Origin of the sequence: Actinospica robiniae DSM 44927 (genome assembly GCF_000504285.1) — a bacterium.
GTDB lineage: Bacteria > Actinomycetota > Actinomycetes > Streptomycetales > Catenulisporaceae > Actinospica > Actinospica robiniae.
Genome location: NZ_KI632511.1, coordinates 5,613,322 through 5,638,099 on the forward strand (window position 1 = coordinate 5,613,322; position 24,778 = coordinate 5,638,099).

Genomic DNA, 24,778 nt, shown 5'->3' on the forward strand with positions numbered 1-24,778 from the left:
CGTCTCATCCCGTGGAACGAGTGATGGACCCTACCGACGGTGACGGCGGTTTCCTGCCCTGGTCGGCCGCGATGGACCGGGCGCTGTACGGGCCGGCCGGCTTCTTCCGCAGGCCGGAGGGCCCGGGCGGGCATTTCCGCACCTCGGTCCACGCCTCTCCGCTCTTCGCGGGCTCCGTGTTGCGGCTGCTGCGCCTCCTCGACGAGGCGCTGGGCCGGCCCGAGCAGCTGGATCTGGTCGACGTCGGCGCCGGTCGGGCGGAGCTGCTCACCGCGATCCTGGCCGAGCTGGGCGACGGCTCCGAGGACGACGGCCTGCGGGCGCGGCTGCGGCTGACGGCCGTGGAGCTGGCCGACCGGCCGGCCGGGCTGCCGGACGAGATCGAGTGGGCCGCACGTCCGCCGGCGGGCTCGACCGGGCTGCTGATCGCCAACGAATGGCTCGACAACGTGCCGTGCGACGTGGTCGAACTCGGCCCGCTCGGCCCGCGGCTGGTGGAGGTCGCGCCAGACGGCACCGAACGGCTCGGGCCCGAGCCGGACCGGTCCCAGCAGGCCTGGCTGGAGTACTGGTGGCCCGGCTGGGACACCGGCGAGCCCGGCACCCGGGCCGAACTCGGGCTGATGCGCGACGCCGCGTGGGCCGGCGCGGTCGGCTCGCTCGCCGCCGGCCTGGCCGTCGCCGTCGACTACGCGCACACCGCAGAGACGCGCCCGCCCTACGGCAGCCTGACCGGGTACGCCCGGGGCCGGGAGGCCACGCCCGTGCCCGACGGCTCGTGCGACCTGACCGCGCACGTCGCGCTGGACGCGTGCGCGGCGGCCGCGTCCTCGGCGGCGCACTGGACCCGCATGCTCGACCAGCGCTCGGCGCTGCGTCGGCTGGGCGTGTCCGGCAAGCGCCCTGAGCTGGCCATGGCCGGCGCCGATCCGCGCGGCTACATCCGCGCGCTCTCCCGGGCGGGCGAGGCCGCGGAGCTGACCGACCCGGCCGGTCTGGGCCGGTTCGGCTGGCTGCTCCAGGGTGTGGATATGCCGAGGCTCACCGATCTGGAAGACTGATCGGTCATGGGACAGGGACTGGTCGAGCGCACTGCCGGAATCGGTACCGGCCTGGCCACCGAGGACATGGTGCTCAACGTCGGCCCGCAGCATCCGGCCACGCACGGGGTGCTGCGGCTGCGGCTGCTGCTGGACGGCGAGAAGATCGTCTCGGCCGAGCCGATCGTGGGCTACATGCACCGCGGCGCCGAGAAGCTGTTCGAGGTGCGCGACTACCGGCAGATCGTCATGCTGGCCAACCGGCACGACTGGCTCTCCGCCTTCGCCAACGAGCTCGGCGTGGTGCTGGCCGCCGAGCGGATGCTGGGCATGGAGGTCCCGGTCCGCGCGGTCTGGGCGCGCACCATGCTGGCCGAGCTCAACCGGGCGCTGAACCACCTGATGTTCATCGGCTCCTACCCGCTCGAGCTCGGCGCGATCACCCCGATCTTCTACACCTTCCGCGAGCGCGAGGAGCTGCAGAAGGTGATGGAGGAGATCTCCGGCGGCCGGATGCACTTCATGTTCAACCGGGTCGGCGGCCTCAAGGAGGACCTGCCGGCCGGCTGGCTGGACCGGGCCCGGGCCGCGATCGACGCCGTGCGCGGGCGGATGTCGGCGGTGGAGAAGCTGATCCACGGCAACGAGATCTTCCACGCCCGCACCCGCGGCGTGGGCATACTCAAGCCGGACCTGGTCGGCGCCTACGGCATCTCCGGTCCGATCGCCCGCGCCTCGGGTGTGGACTTCGACCTGCGCCGGGACGACCCGTACCTGGCCTACGACGAGCTCGGCGACGTGCTCAAGGTGGTCACCCGGGCCGGCGGCGACTGCTTCGACCGGTTCGAGTGCCTGCTCGAGCAGACCTACAACTCGCTCGACCTGGCCCAGGCCTGCGCCGACCGGCTGGCCACGCTGCCGCAGGGCCCGATCAACCTGCGCCTGCCCAAGGTGCTCAAGGTGCCCGAGGGCGAGACCTACGCCTGGACCGAGAACCCGCTGGGCATCAACGGCTACTACCTGGTCTCGCGCGGGGACAAGACCCCGTGGCGGCTCAAGCTGCGCTCGGCCTCGTTCAACAACATCCAGGTGCTCGAAGAGCTGCTGCCCGGCCACCTCGTGGCCGACATGGTCGCGATACTCGGCTCGATGTTCTTCGTCGTCGGGGACATCGACAAGTAGCCGGCCCGGCGACGGGCGCGCGGCCCGGCCTCAGGCGCGGGCGGCGTGCTTGTTGTCGCCGGTGGACGGGGGCGAGGGCTGGTCCGGCGGCACCCGCAGCACCCGCTCCAGGAAGATCGCCGCGGCCGCCAGCGCGACCCCGGCCAGGAAGGCGAGCAGGCAGCGCAGCGCCTCGGCCCGGTAGGTCGAGACGTCCAGGTGGTTGACCAGGGTCAGCCCGTACCCGCCGTACATCCCGCCGAAGACCGCCCCGACCAGCCCGGCCGCCTTGCCCAGCACCAGCGCGCGGGCGGCCTGCAGCGGGTCGATCGGCTTGGGCGCCCGGCCGTGCCGGTCCACCCGCGGCTCGCCGCGCATCGCGCGCAGCCGGGCCTCCCGGTAGGCGTGCAGCCGCGCCCGCAGCCCGAGCGCGACGCCGAAGACCGCGACCGCCAGCACGGCCAGCGTGATCGGCGCCGACAGCGGGACCGGCGGCGGGGCGCCGAAGTGCTGCCACAAGCGCAGCGCCGCATACGCCAGGACCCCGCACGCGGCGGTGATCCCGGCGAGGACGGCGGGCCTGGTCGGTTTCACGAAGCCAGTGTGTCAGGAAAGCGTCCTGGGCGTCGCACGGCCCCGGTCGCGGCCGGACGAGGCACCGGGGCTACCACTGCAGGACGAGGTCGGAGCGTTCCTCGATGCCCTCGTCCGGCAGCCGCGCGAGCAGCTCGGCGATCGGCCCGCGGCCCGGCAGCACCGCCTCCGGCTCGATGTCGTGCCAGGGGCGCAGCACGAAGGGGCGCTCGTGCGCGCGCATGTGCGGCACGGTCAGCTCCTCGTCGTGCATCTGCAGGTCGTCGTAGACGATGATGTCGACGTCGATCGTGCGCGGGGCCCACCGCTCCGCCCGCACCCGGTGCAACGCCTGCTCGATCGCCTGGGTGCGGATGAGCAGCTGCTGCGGGGTCAGGTCGGTGCCGATGACGGCCACCGCGTTGAGGTAGTCGTCCTGCCCGCTCAGGTCCTTCGATTCGGCCGAGCCGGCCGGGCCGCCGAAGGGCCTCGTCTCGTACACCGGCGAGATGGACAGCGGCTGCACGCCCGGCGCGTCCACCAGGGCGTCCATCGCCGCCTGCAGTGACTCGAGCCGTTCGCCGACGTTGCTGCCGAAGGCCAGCACGGCCCGGTGGACGGAGTGCGTCGTGGTCATCGGGTGCCTCCCGGCTTCTCGCGCCGGATCGAGACCGTCACGTCGTCGAACGGGACGGTGATCGGCGCGTCGGGCTTGTGCACGGTGATCTCCACCGCCCGCACCGCGGGCTCGGCCAGCGCGATCTCGGCCAGCCGGGCCGCGAGCGTCTCGATCAGGTTGACCGGCTCGCCCTCGATCACGGCGACCAGCTTCTCCGCGATCGCGCCGTAGTCGGCCGTGCGGGAGAGCTCGTCGTCCGCGGCCGCCGGCCGCGTGTCGAGCTCGAGCGCGGCGTCCACCACGAAGGTCTGTCCCTCCACGCGTTCGCGCGGGTAGACGCCGTGGAGCCCCCGGCCGCGCAGGCCGCTGAGGGTGATGCGATCGATTCCCACCTGCATGCTGCTGCGACTCCCGGCTCACCTGTCTAGTTTCCCGCCGGCGAAGAACCTACCCAATCCCAGCGCGGCTGATCACCTCCGGCACCCATCCGGTGCGCCGGCGCCCGGGGCCGGGCGCGGCCGGGTCACTCTGTGTCGGCGGACTCGGCCGAGGACGGGAAGACCGGGGCCGAGCTGTGCGCGAGCAGCCGCCAGGAGTCGTCGGCCTCCCGGCGGTAGACGTTGACCGCCTCGTAGTGGCTGCCGGCGAAGCCCGCCTGCCCGGCCTCGTCCCCGGGCAGGTTGGACAGGATGTTCTCGACGCAGGTGACCACGGCCACCGACTCGATCAGCACCACCCGCACGTCGGTGAGGAAGAACTGCAGGTAGCTCATCCGGGAGAGCACCAGCGCCCAGGAGCGCAGGATCTTGCCGACCCCGTGCACCGCGGCCTGGCCGGGGTGCACGCAGTGCGCGGCCGCGTCGCCGACCTCCGGCGGCACCCACACGTCGCGCATCAGGTCGAGGTCGGCGGTCTCGATGGCCTGGTAGAAGCGTTCGTTCGCCTTGAGCACGGCGGCCACCGCGGGCGTGGGCGGGGGCAACTCGTCGGGCTCGATCACCGTGCGACCTCCCCGTCGCCGTCGCTGCCCGGTCTCGGCCGGCCGGCCGGATCCGGCGGGCTCATCGCCGCCACCGCGCGGACCGCGTCCGCCGCCTCGGCGCCCGCGTGCACCCGCACCGCCCAGGCGCCGCGGGCGGCGGCCACCGCGGCCACCGCGACCGTCGCCGCGTCCCGCTCGGCGGCCGGACGGGGCGTGCCGCCGGCGTCGGCGAGCAGCGCGCCGAGGAAGCGCTTGCGGGAGTGCCCGATCAGCAGCGGCCGGCCGAGCTCGCGGGCGAGCCGCTCCTGGCCGCGCAGCAGGGCCCAGTCGTGCCCGGCGTTCTTGGCGAAGCCGAGCCCCGGGTCCAGCACGATCCGCTCCGGCGCCATCCCGGCCGCCACGGCGGCGTCGAGCCGCTCGGCGAGCTCCAGCCGTACGTCCTCGACCACGTCCCGGTAGACGGCGCGTGCGTTCATGTCCACACTGTGCCCACGCCAGTGCATAAGGATGTACGGGAGCGCGAGATCCGCAACCGTACGGAACATCTCCGGATCGGCCAGCCCCCCGCTCACGTCGTTGACGATCCGCGCGCCCGCCGCGGCGCAGCGCCGGGCCACCTCGGCCCGCATGGTGTCCACCGAGACCACCGCGCCCGCAGCGGCCAGCGCCTCGACCACGGGCAGCACCCGGCGCAGCTCCTCCTCGACGCTCACCCGGGCCGCGCCCGGCCGCGTGGACTCGCCGCCGACGTCGAGCACGTCCACGCCGGCCGCCGCCGCGGCCAGGCCCCGGCCGATCGCGTCCTCGGCGGCGAAGTTCGCCCCGCCGTCGGAGAAGGAGTCCGGGGTGATGTTCAGGATCCCGAAGACCGCGCAGCGGCCGTACTCGGGCAGCCCGAGGACCGAGCGGCTCGTCATGCCGTCCTGTCGATCTCGGCGGCCGGCCGCCGGTGCCCGCGCTGGAGCATCGAGGGCAGCACCAGGAACGCCTCCGCCTCCAGCGCGGCCAGCGCGATCCGGGGCAGGTCGCGGGTCTGCCGGAAGGCCACGAAGCGCGGCTCCCAGATCGGGCGGAACTTCACGTTGAACCGGTAGAGCGACTCGATCTGGAACCAGCGGGAGAGGAACACCAGCAGCGCCCGCCAGCGCCGCAGCACCGGACCGGCGCCGATCCGCTCGCCGCGCTCCAGGGCCGAGCGGAAGACGGCGAAGTTCAGCGAGATCCGGGCCACCGCGAGCCGGTCCGCCTCGCGCAGCGCCGCCACGATCATCAGCTCGTTCAACCCCGGGTCGGCGGTGCGATCGCGGCGCATCAGGTCCAGCGAGAGCCCGTCGGTGCCCCAGGGCACGAAGTTGAGCACGGCCCGGATCTCCCCCTCCCGCCGGGCGGTGACCACCACGCAGTCCCCGTCGGCCGAGTCGCCGAAGCGCCCCAGCGCCATCGAGAAGCCGCGCTCGGTCTCGGTCGAGCGCCCGTCGTTGGCCAGCCGCCGGATCGCGACCACCTCGGTCTGCGGGATCTCCCGCAGCCGGCGAGTCTCGCACACGTAGCCCTTGCGCTCGATCTTGTTGACCATCTGCCGGACGTTGCGCATGGCCCGGCCCTCGAGGGTGAAGTCGGCGACTTCGACCACTGCCTCATCCCCGAGTTCGAGCGCGTCCATTCCGGCCTCGCGGCACCAGATCTCCCCGCCGAGCTCGCTGCAGCCCATCACCGCCGGGATCCAGGCGTACTTGTCGGCGCGTTCGCAGAACTCCTTGATCGCGCCGGGCCACGCCTCCGGATCGCCGACCGGGTCGCCGCTGGCCAGCATCACGCCGGCGACCACGCGGTAGGCGATGCAGGCCTTGCCGCTGGCGGAGAAGAGCACCGCCTTGTCCCGGCGCAGCGCGAAGTAGCCGAGCGAGTCGCGCCGTCCGTGCTTGACCAGCAGCTCGCGCACCCGCGTCTCCTGAGCCGGCGTCAGCAGCGCCTCGGCCAGGGCGGGACGCAGGAACAGGTAGATGGTGACCAGCAGCGTCACCAGGCTCAGGCCCACCAGCGAGTAGTAGACGGTGTCGCCGTACCGGTCCATCCGGAAGTGCATCGGCCCGCTGATCCCGAGCAGTCCGAGCAGCACCTGCTGGATCCGGTCGAGCACCCCGCCGCCGGACACGATCTCGTGCGGCCGGACCGAGACGAGCAGCAGGCCGAGCCCGAGGTCGATGATGATCAGGCAGCAGAAGGTCCAGATCGCCCGCCAGCGCGAGCGCGGGTCGCTCAGCGCGTAGAACTCGCGCCGGTAGACGACCAGCAGCACCAGCAGGACCAGCGGCAGCACCTCGCCGTTCCCGGTGCCGCGCGGGACGTAGTGCCCGGCCAGCGCGTAGAAGTGCCCGGCGACGGACAGGCACAGCAGCGCGACGGTGCCCATCCAGGCCCGGTGCTTGCGCCGGCGCAGCCCGTGCGCGAGCAGCAGGAGCAGCACTCCGTCGATCATGCTGCCGGCCACCAGCGACGGGTTGATCTCCAGCCCGGGCACGAGCCGCGAGTAGTGGTGCAGAGGCCTTATGGGCGAGGTGTTGCGCAGGGCCGGGACCAGCGCGTAGAGAATGTCGAGCAGCCCGATGAGGTAGCACGCCAGCCCCGCGGCACGCGGGATCCACGGCCTGCGCCGGGGCGCCACGAACTGCTGCACCAGCGGCTGCGCGACCCGCCGCATCGCGGCGAGCTGGTCGGAGTCCTCGTCCGGCCCTACCGCACCCGCGCGCGGCACACCGGCACTCCCCTTGCTCCCCGCACCCGAAGTCCCCTTGCCGCCCGCGCCTGACGAACCGTCGGGCCGCTCGCCCGATTCCCCGCCCGCCGTGGGCTGCGCCGGCGTCTCGCGCGCTTCGCGCGGCTTGCCGACCTTAGGGCCCGGTTGCGTCCTGCCCTGCTTCTTGCGCGCGGGCGACGCCGCCGGATCGACCGGCCCGGGATCAGACCCGGGGTCGGGCTCGGCCGCTACCGGCCCAGGATCAGGCTCATCGCCTCGGCCCTGGTCGCCGGTGAGCGCAGCATTCCGCGGACGGCCGACGTCACCGTCTTCGCCCCAGGCTTCCTGATCCCTCGCATCGACATGCACAGGTGCTCGCACTCCACTACGACGATGACCCCACGCGGTTGCAGGATACGGACTAGCGCGTCCGCTACCTGAGTGGTGAGACGCTCCTGGACCTGGGGCCGTTTCGCGTAAACATCCACCAGTCTGGCCAGCTTCGACAGACCGGTGATGCGCCCGTCCACGGAAGGAATGTAGCCGACGTGGGCCACTCCGTGGAACGGAACGAGGTGGTGTTCGCAGCACGAGAAGAGCTCTATGTCCTTGACCAGGACCATCTCGTCGTGTCCGAGGTCGAAGGTGGTGGTCAGGACGTCCTCGGGCGCCTGGTGCAGGCCGGCGAACATCTCCCGATACGCGCGGGCGACCCGTCCCGGGGTGTCCCGCAGGCCGTCGCGGTCGGGGTCCTCGCCGACCGCGAGCAGCAGCTCGCGTATCGCGTCCTCGGCGCGCTTCTCGTCGAAGGAGGAGACCGCGCGACCGGCGTCCACCGACTCCTCGCCGTGCAGAGAGATCGGATCGATCACCGCTACTACCTGCCCACCAGCCGCTCGCGTGTCCTGAAAGCCTTCTTCGCCAGTCTAGCGCCGAGCGCGCCGTAGGCGATCACCGTTTCCCGCGCCGCTCCGCGCGGCCGCCACGCCGTCATCCGTGCGGCGGCGACGGGCGAGGGCCCGGGCATCGGCCCGGGCCCTCGTCTCACCTGCTGAGCGCCGCGCTCGCGGCGCCGGCTCACTCGCCGGCGCTGCCGTTGGCGGCCGCGAGCTCCTTCGGCGTGCGCACCGGCGGCAGGTCCGAGGGCACCCGGCGGGAGGAGCCGGTCCAGGCCGGACGCGGAGTGCGCATGCGCACGTCCCGGAAGATCTCCGCGATCTGCGCCTTGTCCAGCGTCTCCTTCTCGAACAGCTCGAGCACCAGCCGGTCCAGGATCGCCCGGTTGTCCACCAGGATCTCCCAGGCCTCGTCGTGCGCGTTCTCGATCAGCTTCTTGACCTCTTCGTCCACCAGCGCCGCGACGTCCTCGGAGTAGTCGCGCTGGTGGCCCATGTCGCGGCCGAGGAAGACCTCGCCGCTGTCCTGGCCGAGCTTGATCGCGCCGAGCCGCTCGGTCATGCCGTACTGGGTGACCATGGCCCGGGCCACCTTGGTGGCCTTCTCGATGTCGTTGCTGGCGCCGGTGGTCGGGTCGTGGAAGACCATCTCCTCCGCCGCCCGGCCGCCCATCGCGTACGCGAGCTGGTCGAGCAGCTCGTTGCGGGTGGTCGAGTACTTGTCCTCGTCCGGCAGGACCATGGTGTAGCCCAGGGCCCGGCCGCGCGGCAGGATCGTCACCTTGTGCACCGGGTCGGTGTTCGGCAGCGCGTGTGCCACCAGGGCGTGCCCGCCCTCGTGGTAGGCGGTGATCTTCTTTTCCTTCTCGCTCATCAGCCGGGTCTTCTTCTGCGGTCCGGCCACCACCCGGTCGATCGCCTCGTCCAGGGCGTGGTTGTCGATGAGCTTCTTGTCCGAGCGGGCGGTGAGCAGCGCCGCCTCGTTGAGCACGTTCGCCAGGTCGGCGCCGGTGAAGCCCGGGGTGCGCCGGGCCACCGCCATCAGGTCCACGTCCGGGGTGATCGGCTTGCCCTTGGCGTGCACCTCGAGGATCTGCTTGCGGCCGTTGAGGTCCGGGGCGTCCACCGCGATCTGCCGGTCGAACCGGCCCGGGCGCAGCAGCGCCGGGTCCAGGATGTCCGGGCGGTTGGTGGCGGCGATCAGGATGACCCCGCCCTTGACGTCGAAGCCGTCCATCTCGACCAGCAGCTGGTTGAGGGTCTGCTCACGCTCGTCGTGGCCGCCGCCGAGGCCGGCGCCGCGATGGCGGCCGACCGCGTCGATCTCGTCCACGAACACGATCGCCGGGGCGTTCGCCTTGGCCTGCTCGAACAGGTCGCGCACCCGGGAGGCGCCGACGCCGACGAACATCTCGACGAAGTCGGAGCCTGAGATCGAGAAGAACGGCACGCCCGCCTCGCCGGCCACCGCGCGGGCCAGCAGCGTCTTGCCGGTACCGGGCTGGCCGTAGAGCAGCACGCCCTTGGGGATCTTCGCGCCGATGGCCTGGAACTTGGCCGGGGCCTGCAGGAAGTCCTTGATCTCCTGCAGCTCCTCGATCGCCTCGTCCACGCCGGCCACGTCGGCGAAGGTGGTCTTCGGCGTGTCCTTGGTGAGCATCTTGGCCCGGGACTTGCCGAAGTTCATCACCCGCGAGCCGCCGCCCTGCATCTGGTTCAGCAGGAAGATGAAGACGACCACCAGCAGCAGGAAGGGCAGCAGCGTCACCAGGGCGGAGACGACCCAGGAGGTCTTGGTGACGTTGACGTTGTAACCGCCGGAGAGCTGGTTGGCCGCGTTGGCCTTGTCCAGCTCGTTGGTCAGGTTCACGCCCTGCTGGTCGTTGAGGTAGGTGGCCTGCTCCTTGGTGCCGTCCTTCAGGACGACCTGGACGGTCTGGCTGGAGCCGGTGTTCACCGTCGCCGAGGTGACCTGGCCGCTGTTGATCTGCGAGACGATCTGAGAGGTGTCCACGGACTTGTAGCCGCTGCCCGAGGACATGATGTTCATCACGGCGAGCACAGCGAGCACGACGAGCACGACCCAGATCACCGGGCCACGGAAAATTCGCTTCACGTCCATCGTTCCGGGGCAGTGCGCCCCGTCCCTCCTGCCGGCTCTTCACCCGCCGCTTTTCGCGGCGGGAACCAATACTCGCTCTGCCTAAACCGGCAATGCCCAGGCCACGGCACCGCTACTCGGCACCTGCCCCGGGCAACCGGGTGACCCAGCCCTAACGGAGTACCGGGTCATTACATGGTGGCAACGATCCTACGGTGTCGTCGCGTTCCCGGTTGACGCACCCAGTTTCGCAGGGCCGGCCGCCGGGCTGGAAACCGGAGGGGCGATACCGCCCCTCCGGCGCCGCGACGCCGCTCGGCGCGCGGCCGGTCAGGAGTAGACGTGCGGGGCGAGCTTCCCGATGAAGGGCAGGTTGCGGAACCGGTGGGCGTAGTCCAGGCCGTAGCCGACGACGAACTCGTTGGGGATGTCGAAGCCGACGTACTTCACGTCGATCTCGACCTTCGCCGCGTCCGGCTTGCGCAGCAGGGTGCACACCTCGAGCGAGGCCGGCTGACGCTGGGTCAGGTTCGAGAGCAGCCAGGACAGGGTCAGCCCGGAGTCGATGATGTCCTCGACCACGAGCACGTGCTTGTCCTTGATGTCGGTGTCGAGATCCTTCAGGATGCGCACCACACCGGAGGACTTGGTGCCGGCGCCGTAGGACGAGATCGCCATCCAATCCATGGTGATGGGGTTGTGCAGCGCCCGGGACAGGTCTGCCATCACCATCAAGGCGCCGTTGAGCACGCCCACCAGGAGCAGCTCTCGACCGGCGTAGTCGGCGTCGACCTCGGCGGCCAGCCGGGAGATCCCCTCGCTTATCTCCGCCTCGCTGAGCAGGATCTTCTCGAGCTTGTCGCCCATGTCCTTCTCGTCCACGTCCACGTTCTCCTCGTCCTAGGGCGACGTCGCGCCGGTCAGCTCGGGACGGGTCGGCGCCGGCCGCGCGGGCGGCGTCGACTCCCCGAAGGCCAGTCTGCCATTCGTCCGGCGGACCTCGACCGACCCGGGCAGCTGCAACGGCCCCTGGCCGCGCCAGCCGGTGACCAGAGCGTCCACGGCCTCGATGTGGCTGGCGGCGAGGGTGCCGGCCGGGGCGCCGCTGCGCAGCGCGGCGAGCCTTATCACCCGGCGGCGCACGGCCGTGGGCAGCTCGGCCAGCCGGCGGGCGTCGAGCCCGCCCTCGGCGTGCTCGCAGGAGGGGTATTCGCGCGCGGCCCAGTCGTCGAGCGCCTCGGTGTCCTCGCGCAGCATCCGGGCGGTGCGGGCGAGGGCCTCGGGCATGCCGGGTCCGAGCACCGCGGTGAGCTCGGGGATCAGCCGGTGGCGCACCCGGGACCGGGTGTAGGCGGGGTCTGCGTTGTGCGGGTCGAGCCACGGCCGCACGCCCTCGGCGTCGCAGGCCTCGACGGTGGTGGCGCGGGGCTGGTCGAGCAGCGGGCGGCGGTAGCGGCCGGCCGGCCCGAACACGGTGGGCATGCCGGCCAGGGACCGGGCGCCGGACCCTCGGGCGAGGCCGAGCAGCACGGTCTCAGCCTGGTCGTCCCGGGTGTGCCCGAGCAGGACGCTGCGGGCGCCGAAACGCTCGGCGAAATGGTCCAGGGCCTCATAGCGGGCGGTGCGGGCGGCCGCCTCCGGTCCGCCGGCCCGGCCGACGGTGACCGCGACCGACTCGACCGGGTCGAGGCCGCGTTGGCGCAGCAGCGCGACCACCTCGGCGGCGCGCTCGGGGGAGCCGTCCTGCAGCCCGTGGTCCACGCTCACCCCGCCGCAGCGCAGCCCGAGCCGGGGTGCGACGAAGGCGGTGGCGCAGGCCAGGGCCAGCGAGTCGGCGCCGCCCGAGCAGGCGACCAGGACGAGGTCGCCGGGCTGGTGGTCGGCGAGCGCCGTACGGACGGCGAGTCGTATCGCGGCTACCGCGGGTACCGGTCCCATCTTCGGGTTGCTCCTTCACTTGCTGCCGGTGCGCTGGGAGACGGGTCAGCCGCGGCGCAGCGGGACCCGCCGCACCCAGGCCTGCGGCCGCGCGATCTCCGCCATGGTCGGGAGGGTGTTGGGCGAGGTCCAGACGCGGTTGAACCCGTCCATCCCGACCTCGCCGACGACGGAGCGCACGAAGCGTTCCCCGTCCCGGTACTGGCGCAGCTTGGCGTCCAGGCCGAGCACCTTGCGCAGCAGCGCGTCCGGCCGGACCCGCGAGGCGGTCCGACGGCGGGCGAACTGCCGGCTGATCTCCGCGACCGACGGCACGACCAGCGGGCCGACCCCGTCCATCACATAGGTGGCGTGGCCTTCGAGCAGCGTCATCACGGCGGTCAGACGGTCCATCGCGGCGCGCTGCTCGGGGGTCCGCACCACATCGAGCAACGAGCGACGCGTACCGGGGGTGACGGCGTTCGGGTCCGTCTCCACTCGTTCGGCGGGCAGCCCGGCGTGTCCCCCGCCGGCCGGGCCGGAGCCGAGCGGCCGGCGCAGCGCCTCGCGCACCCGGGCGGCGAGCTGGGCCGGCTCCAGGTCGAGCTCGGCGACCAGGGCGGCGAGGCCGTCGAGCAGGTGGTCGCGCAGCCACGGCACGGCGCCGAACTGCGCCCGGTGGGTCTCCTCGTGCAGGCAGACCCAGAGCCGGAAGTCGGACGGGCGCAGCCCGAGCTCGCGCTCGACCCGGACGATGTTCGGCGCCACCAGCAGCAGCCGTCCGGCCGGGGCGCGCTCCGGGTCGCCGAACGGGTCGAACTGCCCGAGCACCCGGGAGGAGAGGAAGGCGAGCACCGAGCCGACCTCCGCGCCGGTGAACTTGGCGCCGAGGGTGTTGGCGGTCGAGCGCATCAGGCCGGAGGGCACGCCCTCGCGGTACTGGCGCACCTTCTCCACCAGCGGGCTGGACAGGGTGCGCATGACATCCAGGTTCGCGGTGACCCATCCGGGTGAGTCGACCACCAGCACGGGCCGCTCGGCGGAGGGCACGCGCAACCCGGTGAAGGCGCGCACATGCTCCTCGGCGGCCGTCGCGCAGCCGCGCAGCTCGGCCACCGCCTGTTCGGCGCCCGCTCGGGAGATCGCGGGACCGGGCCGGGCCAGCCCGCGCGCGGTCGCTCCGGCCACCTGCCAGTCGATGAGCTCGTCGTTCACCACACTGTCAAGGTATCCCGATCCGGCACGAACAATGTCTGTGTGCGCCGCCCTAATGTTGCGTTGATCACGTCCTTCGGCACGGCGTGCCGCTCGGCCGTCCGCGTGCGGGACACTGTTCGATGAAACGCGGGCACGCGTCCCGGCGACGGAGGCGGTTCGACGGCAGCCGCACATGGAGGAATCGATGGAGTTCGACGTCCTGATCGAGATCCCGAAGGGACAGCGCAACAAGTACGAGGTGGATCACAAGACCGGCCGGATAAGGCTGGACCGGATGCTGTTCACCTCCACGCGCTACCCGGCGGACTACGGCTACATCGAGGACACCCTCGGTGAGGACGGGGACCCCCTGGACGCGCTGGTGCTGCTGGACGAGCCCACCTTTCCCGGCTGCCTGGTGATGTGCCGCGCCATCGGCATGTTCCGGATGACGGACGAGAAGGGCGGGGACGACAAGGTCCTGTGCGTCCCGGCGAACGACCCGCGGGTCGAGCACATCCGGGACATCCACCACGTCTCCGAGTTCGACCGGCTGGAGATCCAGCACTTCTTCGAGGTCTACAAGGACCTGGAGCCGGGCAAGTCGGTCGAGGGCGCCAGCTGGGTCGGGCGCACCGAGGCCGAGGAGGAGATCCGCCGCTCCCGCCTGCGCTTCGCCGAGTCGCCGGAGGGCCAGGGGCACTGACCCGCGGCGCCCGAGCGGCGGCGCCGAACACCGTGAGCACCCCGTCGGGCGTCGTCCTTGGCCCGACGGGGTGCGGCGTATCGGCGTCCGGTGCGCATCGCCCGATCGGGGCGGCGGCTAGGCTCCGCCGCTATGACGCAAACGGACGCACAAGGACGCCCCGAGCCGCCGAGCGCGGGCGACGAGACGGCGACCCTGCTCGGCTTCCTGGACTACCAGCGGGCCACGCTCGCCTGGAAATGCGCCGGCCTGGACGCCGCGCAGCTGCGCGCTACCGTAGCCGCGTCCACGATGACGCTCGGCGGCCTGCTCAAGCACATGGCGCTGGTGGAGGAGATCTGGTTCTCCCGTTCGCTGTGGGACCGCGGGTGGACCGAGCCGTGGGTCGGGGTGGACTGGAAGAACGACCCGGACTGGGAGTGGCGGACCGCCGCCGACGACACACCGGAGCAGCTGCGGACGCTGTGGCAGGTGAAGGTGGACGAGGCCCGCGCCCGCACGGCCGAGGCGCTCGCCGACGGCGGCCTGGACCGCCGGACGGTGCGCGTGTTCGACGACGGCGGGCAACCCAGCCTGCGCTGGATCCTGTGCCACATGATCGAGGAGTACGCCCGGCACAACGGCCACGCCGACCTGCTGCGCGAGGCGATCGACGGCGAGACCGGCGAGTAGGGCGCCCCCCTCCGCGGCTTTGCCCGCGGATGCGACCGTGGCTTGTCCGCGGCTCTGTCCGCGGCGCGCCGTCAGCCCGGCCGGCGCACGCTGTAGATCGGCATCCACTTCACCGGCTGGATGGTGACGGTGGCGCCCTGGTGCGGCGCGACCACCACCTTCCCGTTGCCGGCGTACAGGCCCACGTGCGAGGCGTCCGGGTAGAAGATCACCAGGTCGCCCGGCCGCATCTGGCCGACCGGCACCGGCCTGCCGAAGCCGGCCTGCTGCCGGGTGGTGCGCGGGATGTGCACGCCGGCGGCCCGCCAGGCCCGCTGGACCAGACCGGAGCAGTCGTAGACGTCCGGCCCGGCCCCGCCGTACACGTAGGGCTTGCCGATCTGCGCCAGCGCGAACCTGAGCGCGATCTCGCCCTTGGTCCCGACGGCGGAGGGCGGTGGCTGCACGGCGATGACGGCGACCCGGGCCGGCGGCTTGCGGGCCGGGACGGCGCGCCCGGTGCGCGAGCCGCGGGCCGGACGCGACCGGTGGTGGCGGGAGCCGCTGTGGTGGGCGGAATGGTGCGAGGAGCCCGAGCCGCGCCCGGCCGCGGCCGAGTCCTCGATGCTTCCGGCGAAGCCGGCGGACGCGGCGATCACCACGGCGAGCGTGGCTCTCATCGCCCGGCCGCGCAGGCGCGTCAGGACACGTACCCGTCGAGGGCCGGCGATGTACGTATCAATGGGGCTCGCGGTGTGATCCACATCTGATAGAGGCACACATCCATTCATATGACGTGCTCATGTACACGCGTCCTGGGCACAGCCCGCAAACTGCGCCTATCGAGTAGTGAATTCGCCCGGTCAGCGGCCCGCGGTCCCCGGCCGCGCGTAGAACTGGATCGGCCCCCACATCCACATGTTCGAGACCATCACGTCCCACCCGGTCTTCGGCGCCTGCACCATCTGCTGGCCGCCGAGGTAGATCGCCTCGTGGTAGATCGTGCCCGACTCCCCGGGGTCGGAGGCCCAGAAGAGCAGGTCACCGGGCCGCAACTGACCGTACGTCAGGGGACGGCTAGCGGCGTACTGGAACGCCGCGAAGTGCGGCAGCTCGGTTCCGGCCGACTCGTACGCGCGCATCGCCAGCCCCGAGCAGTCGAACGAATCCGGCCCGGTCCCGCCCCACAGGTACGGCTTGCCGAGCTGGGCCAGCGCGTAGGAGACCGCCTTCGCCTCGAACGCGGCGTCGTAGGACACCGGCGACGGGTGCTCCGCCGCCGCTTCGGCTTCGGCCGCGGCTTCCAGGGCGAGCTCCGAGGCGGTCGTCTGCCCGGCGCCCTGGCGGCCTAATAGTGCGTCAAGCGCGTTGCCCAGCGCCGTCACCCTGGCTTCGGCCACCTGCGCCGCGTCGCTCGCGGTCTTGGCGGTGCGCCCGACGTTCTGCTCCGCCTCGGTCAGCGCGGTCTCCTGCGCGCTGGCCCGCGCGCTCGCCGCGTCGGCGTCGTGGCTGGCCGTTCTGGCCTGGGCCAGCACCGACGAACTGCTGACGACGACGCGCCGAACGGTGTGCACGCCCTCGAGGTACTGCATCGGATCGCTCACGTCGAGCATGAGGAAGAGCGTCCCGGCATCCTGCGCCGCGCCGTAGCGGTACACCGCCGCGACCAGCCTGCCCAGGTTCGACTCCGCCTGAGCGGCCGCCGCCTTGGCCACCTGCGCGTGCGCGGCGGCCTGCACAGAGGCCTGCTTCGCCGCCGTCACCCGGGCCGCCGCCTGCTGATGGGCCGCCTCGGCCTGCGCCGCGGTGGCCTCGAGCCGGCCGAGGTCGAGCTCGGCCTGGGTCAGCGCATCACGGGCTGACGCCAGGACCTGGCGGTGCGCCGAGGTGCCCGGCGGGTCCGCGGTCGCGTCGCCCACGTAGCCGACGAGAACCGCGGCGGCCAGCGCCACGCAGGCGGCCGGAGCCACGAGCGGCATCCAGCCGGTTCTTCCCTGGAGTCGCACGCGTACCTCCCGTGCCGTGCGCGATCAGCTCACAATCGTGCTCCGTACGGCGGCATCCGGGCCATCGGACACGCCGGTGGCAGACCTTTGCCGCGGCACCGACGAGGCCGCCGCCCAGTACGCCCGGGTGACCTCCTCCCGCACCGAGGCCACCCGCCGCCCTTCCCGGCAGGCCGAGATGATCAGCGCGTTGCGCACCGAGTCGGCCAGCGGGTCCGACTCCTCGCGGAAGGTCCGCGAGAGCGCCAGCGCCAGCCGGGAGGCCGCCTCGGCCGGGGCGTAGGGCAGCAGCGGAGCCCGGGCCGGGTCGGGCTCGGCCGCGGCCGCCTCGTCGATCAGGATCATCAGATAGCAATGGGTGAGCACCGCGAAAGGCAGCCGCTGCCCGGCCGACCTGGCCTCCACCCCCTCGGCGAAACGGCTGGCCGGCACCGTCCGCAGCCGTGCGTAGAGCTCCGCCTGGTCCGCCGGCAGATCCAGCAGAAGCGCCTCGCGGCGCGCGTCTCGCGTCGTGCGCTGACCGGTCTTCATACCCCCGGTATACGTCGGGACGGCCCCACGACGACGCAGGCTGCCCGCCGCTAATCCGGATGAGTGAAAGTGCATCAGATGCCCCGGCGTCCTGCCGAGGGCCGCCGCACTGTGTTCTACCCGGCGAACTGAAGGAGGGAGTCGAGAAAGGCCCAGCCCACCTCGCGGTGACCAGGGCCTTTACTGAGCCTCCTATCGGAATCGAACCGATGACCTACGCATTACGAGTGCGTCGCTCTGACCGACTGAGCTAAGGAGGCAGTGACCGGGACACGAAGATCCCGGCCGCTGCCCCAGTGTAGCGGACCTATGTGGTCTGCTGGCAAACGGTTCCGGCGGCGGGCACGGTGCCCGAGAGGTAGAAGGCGTCCACGGCCGAGTCGATGCAGGTCGAGCCGCGGCGGTAGGCGGTGTGGCCGGCGCCGTTCATGGTCAGCAGCCGGCCGCTGGCGAGCTGGGCGGACAGCTGCTGGGCCCACGGGTACGGGGTGGCCGGGTCGTTCGTGGTGCCGACGACGAGGATCGGCGCGGCACCTTGAGCGGAGATCTTGTGCGGGGTGCCGGTGGGCTTCGCGCCCCAGTAGGCGCAGGGCAGGCTGGACCAGTCGACCATGGGGCCGAAGAACGGCGCGGCCTTCTCGAAGGCCGGCAGCTCGGCCTCGATCTGCTGTACCGAAGTGGCCTCGTCGGGGTGGTCCACGCAGTTCACCGCGTAGTTGGCCGCGGCCTCGTTGTCCACGAAGTGGCCGGCCTGCCGGTCGTTGTACGCGTCGGCCATGGTCAGCAGGACCGTGCCGTCGCCCTTGAACGCCCGGGTCAGCGCGATGCGCAGGTCGGGCCACCAGCCCTGGTCGTACATGGCGACGGAGATGCCGGTCAGGGCGTAGGCCTCGTCCACCTTGCGCGTGGCGTCGCCGCTGATCGGGTTCGCCTCGAGGCCGGCGACCCAGTCCTTGAGCTTGGTGAACGCGGCGTCCGGGTCGTTGCCGAGCACGCAGTTGCTCTGCTTCGCGCAGTCGGTCAGGAACAGCCGCAGCTCCTTGTCGAAAGCGACGGCCTGTGTCAGGTTCTCCTGCTCGGCGGTCAGGTCGGGATCGAGCGCGCCGTCGAGGACGACGTGGCCGATCCGCTGCGGGAACTCCTGCGCGTAGACGGCGCCGAGGTAGGTGCCGTACGACTTGCCGAGGTAGGTGAGCTTCTCGTCGCCGAGCGCGGCGCGCAGGATGTCCATGTCCCTTGCGGCATAGACCGTGCCCACGTACGGCAGCAGGTTGCCTGACTTGGCCTCACACTGCTGGGCGAAGAACTTCGCCTGGGACTGGACCTTGGCGATCTGCTGCGGGTCCGACGGAACCGGCGGCGCGTCGATGAAGGTGTCCATCTGACTGTCGGTCAGGCACTGGACCGGGTCGGACTTGCCCACGCCGCGCGGGTCGAAGCCGATGAGGTCGTAGCGGGCGAGCACCTTGGCGTCGACCACGTTGCCCGACGTCGCGTACTGCAGCCCGGAACCGCCCGGCCCGCCCGGGTTGACCAGCAGCGAGCCGAGGCGGTGCGCCTGGTCGGTGGCCTGCTTGCGGACCACGGCGATGCCGATCGTGGCGCCGGAGGGGTCTGCGTAATTGAGCGGGACCTGGAGCGTGCTGCACTGGTAGCCGTTGTCGCACGCGGACCAGCTGAGCGATTGGCCGTAGAACTTGGCCAGATCGGGCGCGGTTCCGGCGGTCAGCCCCGGCTTGCCGACGGCGAAGCCGGCCGCGTGCTCCTGCGAGGAGGACGTACAGGCGGCCAACGGCAGCGCGGCCACGACCGCGCTGAGGGCTAGGTAGCGCATGGCGGCGCGAGGCGTCATCGGCGGTCCCTTCGGAGAGCTGACGGCTTGTCGGGCCGCTTCAAGTGCTGCTCAGACGATCGGCGGCAGTGCCGCATGGTTCTGACACCGTACTCCGAGCCGGTGATCCGACGGTGGTTGAGAGGGCGGAACGGGGGACGTGGCGCGGCCGACCGGGCGACGTCGGGCCGGGGGGACCGGCCGTGACTCCGGCGATGCGACCCGGCGCCCGGCTCAGCCCAGCGAAACCGCCATCGCCTCGACGGCCAGCAGCGGCGCCACGTTCGCCGCGATCGCCTCGCGCGCGCCGAGGATCGCGTCGATCCGCCGCAGCGTGTCCTCCGGCCGTGACCCGGCCGCCGACTCGGCCGCCTGCGCGGCCTGGTCGGCGTGCACCGGCTCGGGGGCGGCGCCGCCGTGGCCACCGCCGGTCAGTTGCAGCGCAAGCACGTCGCGGTAGAACGCGAGCAGGTCGGTCAGAGCCCGGTCCAGGCAGTCGCGCTGCATCCGGGTCAGCCGCCGCTTCTGCTTGGTCTCGAGCTCCTTGAGCAGCCCGGCCGAGCCGGCCACGCCGCGGGCGGATCCGGCGCCCTTGCCCTGGCCATAACCGAGGGCGAGCTTGAGCTCCTCCGTCTCGGTCGCGTCGAGGGTCTCGGTGGCCGCCTTGGCCTCGGCCTCCGCCGCGTCCACGAGCGCCTGCGCGCCGCTCAGCGCGCGGCCGAGGTCGCGCGCGTCACCCGGAAGGCGCAACACGGCTGCACGCCGGGCGGCGGCCTGCGGGTCGAGCACGAGGCTGCGGGCCCGCTCGTAGTCGCCCTGCGCCGCCCGGGCCGCGTGCATGGCCTGCTCCGGGGCGGCGCCGTCCCGCTCGACCAGGGCGGCGGCCACGTCCGCGGCGGCCGGGCTGCGCAGGGCCAGCTGGCGGCAGCGGGACAGGATGGTGGGCAGCAGGTCCCGGCTGGACGGGGCGCACAGGATCCACACCGTGCGCGCGGCCGGCTCCTCGATGCCCTTGAGCAGCACGTTGGCCGCGCCCTCGGTCAGCCGGTCGGCGTCCTCGAACACGATGATCTGCCAGCGCCCGCCGGCCGGCGCCATCGCGCAGTCGCGCACCAGCTTGCGGGCGATGTCGACGCCGATGCTGAGCTGATCGCTGCGCACCACGCTGACGTCCGGGTGGGTGCCGCCGAGCGTGGTGTGGCATTGCGGGCAGCGGCCGCACCCGGGACGCGGCCCGGTGCACTCCAGCGCTGCGGCGAACGCCCGGGCGGCCTGGCCGGTGCCGGACCCGGGCGGGCCGGTCAGCAGCCAGGCGTGCGTCATCGCGTTCACGCTCGGGCCGCCGGCGCCGCCGAGCACCCGGCGGGCCGCGACCGCCGCCCGGCCCAGCCGCGCGACCGCCTCGGGCTGGCCGATCAGTTGCGCCCAGACCGCGCCGACCGGCGGTGCAGAGCCGTCCGGAGCCGGCCCTTCGTGCTCGTCGGCGAGCTCACCCCACGCCGCGGCCGCCCCGGCATCGCCGCCGGCCGCGGCGGACTGGCCGCCCCAGCTCGGATCCGACCCGTCGCCGTCCTCATCGCCGCCGTACCCGTCACTCTCGCCGTACTCGTCGCCGACCTCGTACTCGTCGGCTTCGTCCTCGAAGTCGTCGCTCACGGCTGCTCGCCTTCGGCGTCGGGCCCGTCGGCCGCCTCTTCATCCGCCTCGGCGTGGCCGAGCTGCATCAGATCGTCTGCGAGGCTCGGCTGACGACGCGCCTGCTCCTGCGCCGCCTTGGCCGCCGCTGCCGCCAGCCGCGCCCGTTCCTTGGCCCTGGCCTCGGCTTGGCGTACCGTCAGCTCCGCCTCGCGCCGCCGCAACGCGTCCTGCTGGGTCTGGACCCGGCGCTCCTGCTCCCGCCGTTCCGCTTCACGCTTCTGCGTCTCGGTCCGCTCCGCCTCGTCGGCCTGGGCCTGCGCCTGCGCCTCGTGCTCCGCGGCCTCGCGCGCGGCCCGGTCCTCGGCGGCCTTGCGCGTCCGCTCCTGCTCGGCCGCCTGACGCTCCGCCAGCTCCTCTTCCCGCCGCTTGCGCTCCTCGGCCTCCGCCCCGGCCCGCGCTTCGGCTTCTTCCGCCGCCTTGGCCGCCTGGAACTCGCGTTCCTTGGCGATCGCCGCCGCGAGCTCGGCCTCGCGCCGTGCCGCCGCCTCGGCCTCCGCCGCGGAGGGCGGCAGCACTTGGTCGAGCCGGTCCTGGATCGCGCCGGTCAGTATCTGCGGGCCCTGGTCCGCGTCGAGCACGAGGTAGCGCTCAGGGTCCTGCTTGGCCCGGGCCAGGAACGTCGAGCGCACCCGGGCGTGGAAGTCCCCGGCCTCGGCCTCGAGCTTGTCCGGCACGCCGGTGCGCTCCTCCCGCCTGGCCCGCGCGACGGCCGGGTCCAGGTCCAGCAGCACCACGAGGTCCGGGCGCACGCCCTCCGTGGCGAACGCGGAAAGCGCCACCACGTCCGCCGCGTCCAGCCCCCGGCCGCCGCTCTGGTAGGCCACCGAGGAGTCCACATGCCGGTCCGTCAGCACGATCGCGCCGCGCTCAAGCGCCGGACGCACCACGCTCTCCATATGATCGGCCCGGTCCGCGGCGAACAGCAGCGCCTCGGCCCGCGCCCCGAGCTGGTGCTCGCGCGCGTGCAGGACGAGATCGCGCACCTCGACGCCGAGCGGCGTCCCGCCCGGCTCGCGGGTGGTCACCACCTCGAAGCCCCGCCCGCGCAGCCACTTGGCCAGCGCCGTGATCTGGGTGGACTTGCCCACGCCGTCGCCGCCCTCGACCGCGACGAACCACCCCGGATACCCGCGCCCCGGATCCCCGACGGCCCGCGACGGACCGCCGAGCCGCCACCGCCGTCCGCGCATCTTCCCGACCATGCCGACAAGGCTACTTCGGTCCGGCGACAATCAGGTCACTCGGACTTGTCGGCCGAGCTCTTCTTGGCCGTCGTCTTCTTCGTCGTGGTCTTCTTGGCGGCGGTCTTCTTGGCCGTCGTGGTCTTGGCCGCGGTCTTCTTCGCCGCCGTCTTCTTGGCGGTCTTCTTCGCCGGGCCCTTCGCGCGCTTGTCCGCGAGCATCTGGAACGCCTGCTCGACCGTCAGCTCCTCGACCGTGGTGCCGCGCGGCACGGTCACGTTCGTCTCGCCGTCGGTCACGTACGCCCCGAAGCGGCCGTCCTTGGCCACCACCGGCTTGCCGTTGGTCGGGTCCTCACCGAACTCGCGCAGCGGCGGCTTGGCCGCCCCGCGCCGGCCGAACTGCTTGGGCTGCGCGTAGATCGCCAGCGCCTCGTCCAGCGTGATCTCGAAGATCTGCTCCTCACCGGTGAGCGAGCGCGAGTCGTTGCCCTTGCGCAGGTAGGGGCCGAAGCGGCCGTTCTGCGCGGTGATCTCCTCGCCCGACTCCGGGTCCTTGCCCACCACCCGCGGCAGGGCCAGCAGCTTGAGCGCGGTGGCCAGGTCGACCGTCTCGAGCGTCATCGACTTGAACAGCGACGCGTTGCGCGGCTTGACCGCGTTCTTGCCCGTCTTCGGGGCGTCCTCGGGCAGCACCTCGGTGACGTACGGGCCGTAGCGTCCGTCCTTCGCCACGATCGAGTAGCCGGTGTCCGGATCGGTGCCCAGCTCCTGATCTCCGCTCGGCTGGGCCAGCAGCTCCTCGGCCAGCTCCGGGGTCAGCTCGTCCGGCAGCGTGCCCTCGGGCACGTTCTTGCGCCCGATCGAGTTGCCCTCGCCGTCGTACTGCTCGATGTAGGGACCGAACTTGCCCACCCGCAGCACGATGCCGTCGGCGATCGGGAAGGTGTTGGTCTCCCGGGCGTCGATCTCGTTGAGCTTGTCCGAGATCAGGTCCTTCAGGCCGCCCTCGCCGAAGTAGAAGTTCTTCAGCCACGGCACCCGCTCGGCCTCGCCCCGGGCGATCCGGTCGAGGTCCTCCTCCATGTGCGCGGTGAACTCGTAGTCGACCAGGTCGCTGAAGTGCTTCTCCAGCAGGCCGACCACGGAGAAGGCCAGGAACGAGGGCACCAGCGCGGTGCCCTTCTTGAACACGTAGCCGCGCTGCTGGATCGTGTCGACGAAGGTCGCGTACGTCGAGGGGCGCCCGATCTCGCGCTTCTCCAGCTCCTCGACCAGGCTCGCCTCGGTGTAGCGGGCCGGCGGCTTGGTGGAGTGGTCCTCGGCGCCCAGCTCGGCCGCGCGCAGCGACTGCCCCTCGCTGACGTCCGGCAGGCGCCGGTCCTGGTCGTCGAGCTGCGCGTCCGGGTCGTCGGAGCCCTCCACGTAGGCCTTCATGAAGCCGTGGAAGGTGATGACCTTGCCGGAGGCGGAGAACTCGACCGCGCGCCCGTCCGAAGCGGTGCCGGCGACCCGGATGGAGACCGAGTTGCCGATCGCGTCCTTCATCTGGGAGGCGACGGTGCGCTTCCAGATCAGCTCGTAGAGCCGGAACTCGTCCCCGCTCAGCCGGGTGCTCGCCGGCGTGCGGAAGGTCGTGCCGGAGGGGCGGATCGCCTCGTGCGCCTCCTGCGCGTTCTTCACCTTGGAGGTGTACGTGCGCGCCTTGTCCGGCAGGTAGTCCGCCCCGTACAGCTCCTTGACCTGCGACCGGGCTGCCGTGATGGCCGTCTCGGAGAGCGTCACCGAGTCGGTACGCATATAGGTGATGAAGCCGTTCTCGTACAGCTTCTGCGCCACCGACATGGTCCGCTGCGCCCCGAAGCCGAGCTTGCGGCTCGCCTCCTGCTGCAGCGTGGTGGTGCGGAACGGCGCGGAGGGCGAGCGGCGGTAGGGCTTGCGGTCGATCGAGTTGACCGAGAACGCCGCCCCGTCGAGCGCGGCGGCCAGCGCGGCCGCCCCGGCCTGGTCCAGGTGCAGCGCGTCCTGCCTGTTCAGCTGCCCGTCGGCGCCGAAGTCGCGGCCCTGGGCCACCCGCTTGCCGTCCACCGCCACCAGCCGCGCGCCCATGGTGCGCGGGTCGTCCGCGGCGCGATCGGTGTCGAAGACCGCGGTCAGGTCCCAGTACTCGGCCGAACGGAAGGCCATCCGCTCCCGCTCACGCTCGACCACGAGGCGCGTGGTCACCGACTGCACCCGGCCCGCGGAGGTCCCGCTGGCGATCTTGCGCCAGAGCACCGGGGAGATCTCGAAGCCGTAGATCCGGTCCAGTACCCGGCGCGCCTCCTGCGCCTCCACCAGCTGGTCGTTGATGTCGCGCAGCTGGTGCAGGGAGCCCTGGATGGCGTCCTTGGTGATCTCGTGGAAGACCATCCGGCGGTACGGGATCTTCGGCGTGAGCGCGCTGACCAGGTGCTGCGCGATGGCCTCGCCCTCGCGGTCCTCGTCCGTCGCGAGCAGGAGCTCGTCGGACTCGCGCACCAGCTTGCGCAGCTTGGCGATGTGCGCGTCCTTGTTCTCGGAGATCACGTAGAACGGGCGGAAGTCGTGGTCGAGGTCCACCCCCAGGTTGGCCCACGGGGACGCCTTCTCCTCGTCCGTGAGCTTGTCCCTGGTCTCCTTGTTCGGCAAGTCGCGGATGTGCCCGATGCTGGCCTCGACGGTGTACCCCGGGCCGAGGTAACCCGCGATCGTCTTCGCCTTGGCCGGCGACTCGACGATCACGAGGCGGCGCAGGTCACTCGCGCTCTTGCTGCTCGGCGGCACGGTCGTGGCGTCCTTCCGGTTCTCTCGGTCATCTTCGCGGCGGCGTCATTCGGCCTCCGCCACGCGCGGGAGATACCCCGGACCTTCCTGATGGAATCACCCGTAGTCCCGCGCCGCGGCGGCGCGCACCCGACCGGGCGCCCCCGA

The 24,778-nt window shown here is 72.2% G+C and carries 21 protein-coding genes, 1 tRNA gene and 1 pseudogene; 4 read left to right on the top strand and 19 right to left on the bottom strand.

Annotated features, from left to right (window positions below; genetic code table 11):
* Window positions 1-23 precede the first annotated feature (23 nt).
* Together ACTRO_RS23775 and ACTRO_RS23780 are read left to right on the top strand one after the other, a co-directional pair.
* Window positions 24-1,061 (top strand): SAM-dependent methyltransferase, encoded by a 1,038-nt coding sequence (locus tag ACTRO_RS23775; protein ID WP_034266472.1) that lies wholly within the window; start codon window positions 24-26, stop codon window positions 1,059-1,061.
* 6 nt (window positions 1,062-1,067) lie between these two features.
* Window positions 1,068-2,222: an NADH-quinone oxidoreductase subunit D gene (locus tag ACTRO_RS23780; RefSeq protein ID WP_051451283.1), complete on the top strand. Its 1,155-nt coding sequence runs from the start codon at window positions 1,068-1,070 to the stop codon at window positions 2,220-2,222.
* Between the two features lie 30 nt (window positions 2,223-2,252).
* Here ACTRO_RS23780 and ACTRO_RS23785 read toward each other — a convergent pair whose 3' ends face one another.
* The 11 genes and pseudogenes from ACTRO_RS23785 to ACTRO_RS23835 form a co-directional block, all read right to left on the bottom strand.
* Window positions 2,253-2,795, bottom strand: a complete 543-nt coding sequence (locus ACTRO_RS23785; protein WP_034266475.1) for a DUF3180 domain-containing protein — start codon at window positions 2,793-2,795, stop codon at window positions 2,253-2,255.
* Window positions 2,796-2,865: 70 nt separating this feature from the next.
* Window positions 2,866-3,411 carry a 2-amino-4-hydroxy-6-hydroxymethyldihydropteridine diphosphokinase gene (folK, locus tag ACTRO_RS23790; protein ID WP_051451284.1) on the bottom strand — a complete coding sequence of 182 codons (546 nt, stop codon included), beginning with the start codon at window positions 3,409-3,411 and terminating at the stop codon, window positions 2,866-2,868.
* On the bottom strand, window positions 3,408-3,779 hold the full coding sequence (gene folB / locus ACTRO_RS23795; protein WP_034276397.1) for a dihydroneopterin aldolase: 372 nt from the start codon (window positions 3,777-3,779) through the stop codon (window positions 3,408-3,410). Before folB ends, folK begins: the two co-directional genes overlap by 4 nt.
* Before the next feature lie 137 nt (window positions 3,780-3,916).
* Complete coding sequence (locus ACTRO_RS23800; RefSeq protein ID WP_051451285.1) at window positions 3,917-4,393, bottom strand: nuclear transport factor 2 family protein; 477 nt, start codon at window positions 4,391-4,393, stop codon at window positions 3,917-3,919.
* On the bottom strand, window positions 4,390-5,292 hold the full coding sequence (folP, locus tag ACTRO_RS23805) for a dihydropteroate synthase (protein ID WP_051451286.1): 903 nt from the start codon (window positions 5,290-5,292) through the stop codon (window positions 4,390-4,392). Before folP ends, ACTRO_RS23800 begins: the two co-directional genes overlap by 4 nt.
* Window positions 5,289-7,076 carry a phosphatidylglycerol lysyltransferase domain-containing protein gene (locus tag ACTRO_RS23810; protein WP_034276403.1) on the bottom strand — a complete coding sequence of 596 codons (1,788 nt, stop codon included), beginning with the start codon at window positions 7,074-7,076 and terminating at the stop codon, window positions 5,289-5,291. The genes folP and ACTRO_RS23810 overlap by 4 nt, the downstream gene beginning before the upstream one ends.
* A gap of 284 nt (window positions 7,077-7,360) precedes the next feature.
* The gene (gene folE / locus ACTRO_RS23815) at window positions 7,361-7,984 is read right to left on the bottom strand and encodes a GTP cyclohydrolase I FolE (protein WP_084316487.1); all 624 of its coding nucleotides are present in this window, start codon (window positions 7,982-7,984) and stop codon (window positions 7,361-7,363) included.
* Window positions 7,985-8,195: 211 nt separating this feature from the next.
* Window positions 8,196-10,130 (bottom strand): annotated as a pseudogene (ftsH, locus tag ACTRO_RS23820) (ATP-dependent zinc metalloprotease FtsH); the annotation flags it as partial.
* Between the two features lie 309 nt (window positions 10,131-10,439).
* Window positions 10,440-10,991 carry a hypoxanthine phosphoribosyltransferase gene (hpt, locus tag ACTRO_RS49055; RefSeq protein WP_034276410.1) on the bottom strand — a complete coding sequence of 184 codons (552 nt, stop codon included), beginning with the start codon at window positions 10,989-10,991 and terminating at the stop codon, window positions 10,440-10,442.
* Window positions 10,992-11,009: 18 nt separating this feature from the next.
* Window positions 11,010-12,047: a tRNA lysidine(34) synthetase TilS gene (tilS, locus tag ACTRO_RS49060; protein WP_063628062.1), complete on the bottom strand. Its 1,038-nt coding sequence runs from the start codon at window positions 12,045-12,047 to the stop codon at window positions 11,010-11,012.
* Between the two features lie 45 nt (window positions 12,048-12,092).
* Window positions 12,093-13,244 (bottom strand): zinc-dependent metalloprotease, encoded by a 1,152-nt coding sequence (locus ACTRO_RS23835; protein ID WP_245594472.1) that lies wholly within the window; start codon window positions 13,242-13,244, stop codon window positions 12,093-12,095.
* Window positions 13,245-13,428: 184 nt separating this feature from the next.
* Between ACTRO_RS23835 and ACTRO_RS23840 the strand changes: the two genes are divergently transcribed.
* Window positions 13,429-13,929, top strand: a complete 501-nt coding sequence (locus ACTRO_RS23840; RefSeq protein ID WP_034276417.1) for an inorganic diphosphatase — start codon at window positions 13,429-13,431, stop codon at window positions 13,927-13,929.
* 132 nt (window positions 13,930-14,061) lie between these two features.
* On the top strand, window positions 14,062-14,601 hold the full coding sequence (locus tag ACTRO_RS23845) for a DinB family protein (RefSeq protein ID WP_034266477.1): 540 nt from the start codon (window positions 14,062-14,064) through the stop codon (window positions 14,599-14,601).
* A 71-nt stretch (window positions 14,602-14,672) separates the two neighbouring features.
* On the opposite strand, the gene ACTRO_RS43775 is transcribed toward ACTRO_RS23845, so the two are convergent.
* From ACTRO_RS43775 to topA, 8 genes are all read right to left on the bottom strand, one after another.
* Window positions 14,673-15,359 (bottom strand): C40 family peptidase, encoded by a 687-nt coding sequence (locus tag ACTRO_RS43775; RefSeq protein WP_211244391.1) that lies wholly within the window; start codon window positions 15,357-15,359, stop codon window positions 14,673-14,675.
* An 84-nt stretch (window positions 15,360-15,443) separates the two neighbouring features.
* Entirely contained in the window at window positions 15,444-16,559 is a 1,116-nt protein-coding gene (locus ACTRO_RS43780) for a C40 family peptidase (RefSeq protein WP_051451288.1), read from the bottom strand.
* A gap of 51 nt (window positions 16,560-16,610) precedes the next feature.
* Window positions 16,611-17,117, bottom strand: coding sequence for a hypothetical protein (locus ACTRO_RS23865; RefSeq protein ID WP_034266480.1), 507 nt, complete (start codon window positions 17,115-17,117; stop codon window positions 16,611-16,613).
* Window positions 17,118-17,303: 186 nt separating this feature from the next.
* Window positions 17,304-17,377: transfer RNA gene (locus tag ACTRO_RS23870), tRNA-Thr, on the bottom strand.
* Between the two features lie 47 nt (window positions 17,378-17,424).
* Complete coding sequence (locus tag ACTRO_RS23875; RefSeq protein ID WP_063628063.1) at window positions 17,425-18,969, bottom strand: alpha/beta hydrolase; 1,545 nt, start codon at window positions 18,967-18,969, stop codon at window positions 17,425-17,427.
* A gap of 213 nt (window positions 18,970-19,182) precedes the next feature.
* Window positions 19,183-20,604: a DNA polymerase III subunit delta' gene (locus ACTRO_RS23880; protein ID WP_245594473.1), complete on the bottom strand. Its 1,422-nt coding sequence runs from the start codon at window positions 20,602-20,604 to the stop codon at window positions 19,183-19,185.
* Window positions 20,601-21,848 carry a dTMP kinase gene (gene tmk / locus ACTRO_RS43785; RefSeq protein WP_051451289.1) on the bottom strand — a complete coding sequence of 416 codons (1,248 nt, stop codon included), beginning with the start codon at window positions 21,846-21,848 and terminating at the stop codon, window positions 20,601-20,603. The genes ACTRO_RS23880 and tmk overlap by 4 nt, the downstream gene beginning before the upstream one ends.
* Window positions 21,849-21,883: 35 nt before the next feature.
* Window positions 21,884-24,631 (bottom strand): type I DNA topoisomerase, encoded by a 2,748-nt coding sequence (topA, locus tag ACTRO_RS23890; RefSeq protein WP_034266482.1) that lies wholly within the window; start codon window positions 24,629-24,631, stop codon window positions 21,884-21,886.
* Between the last annotated feature and the right edge of the window lie 147 nt (window positions 24,632-24,778).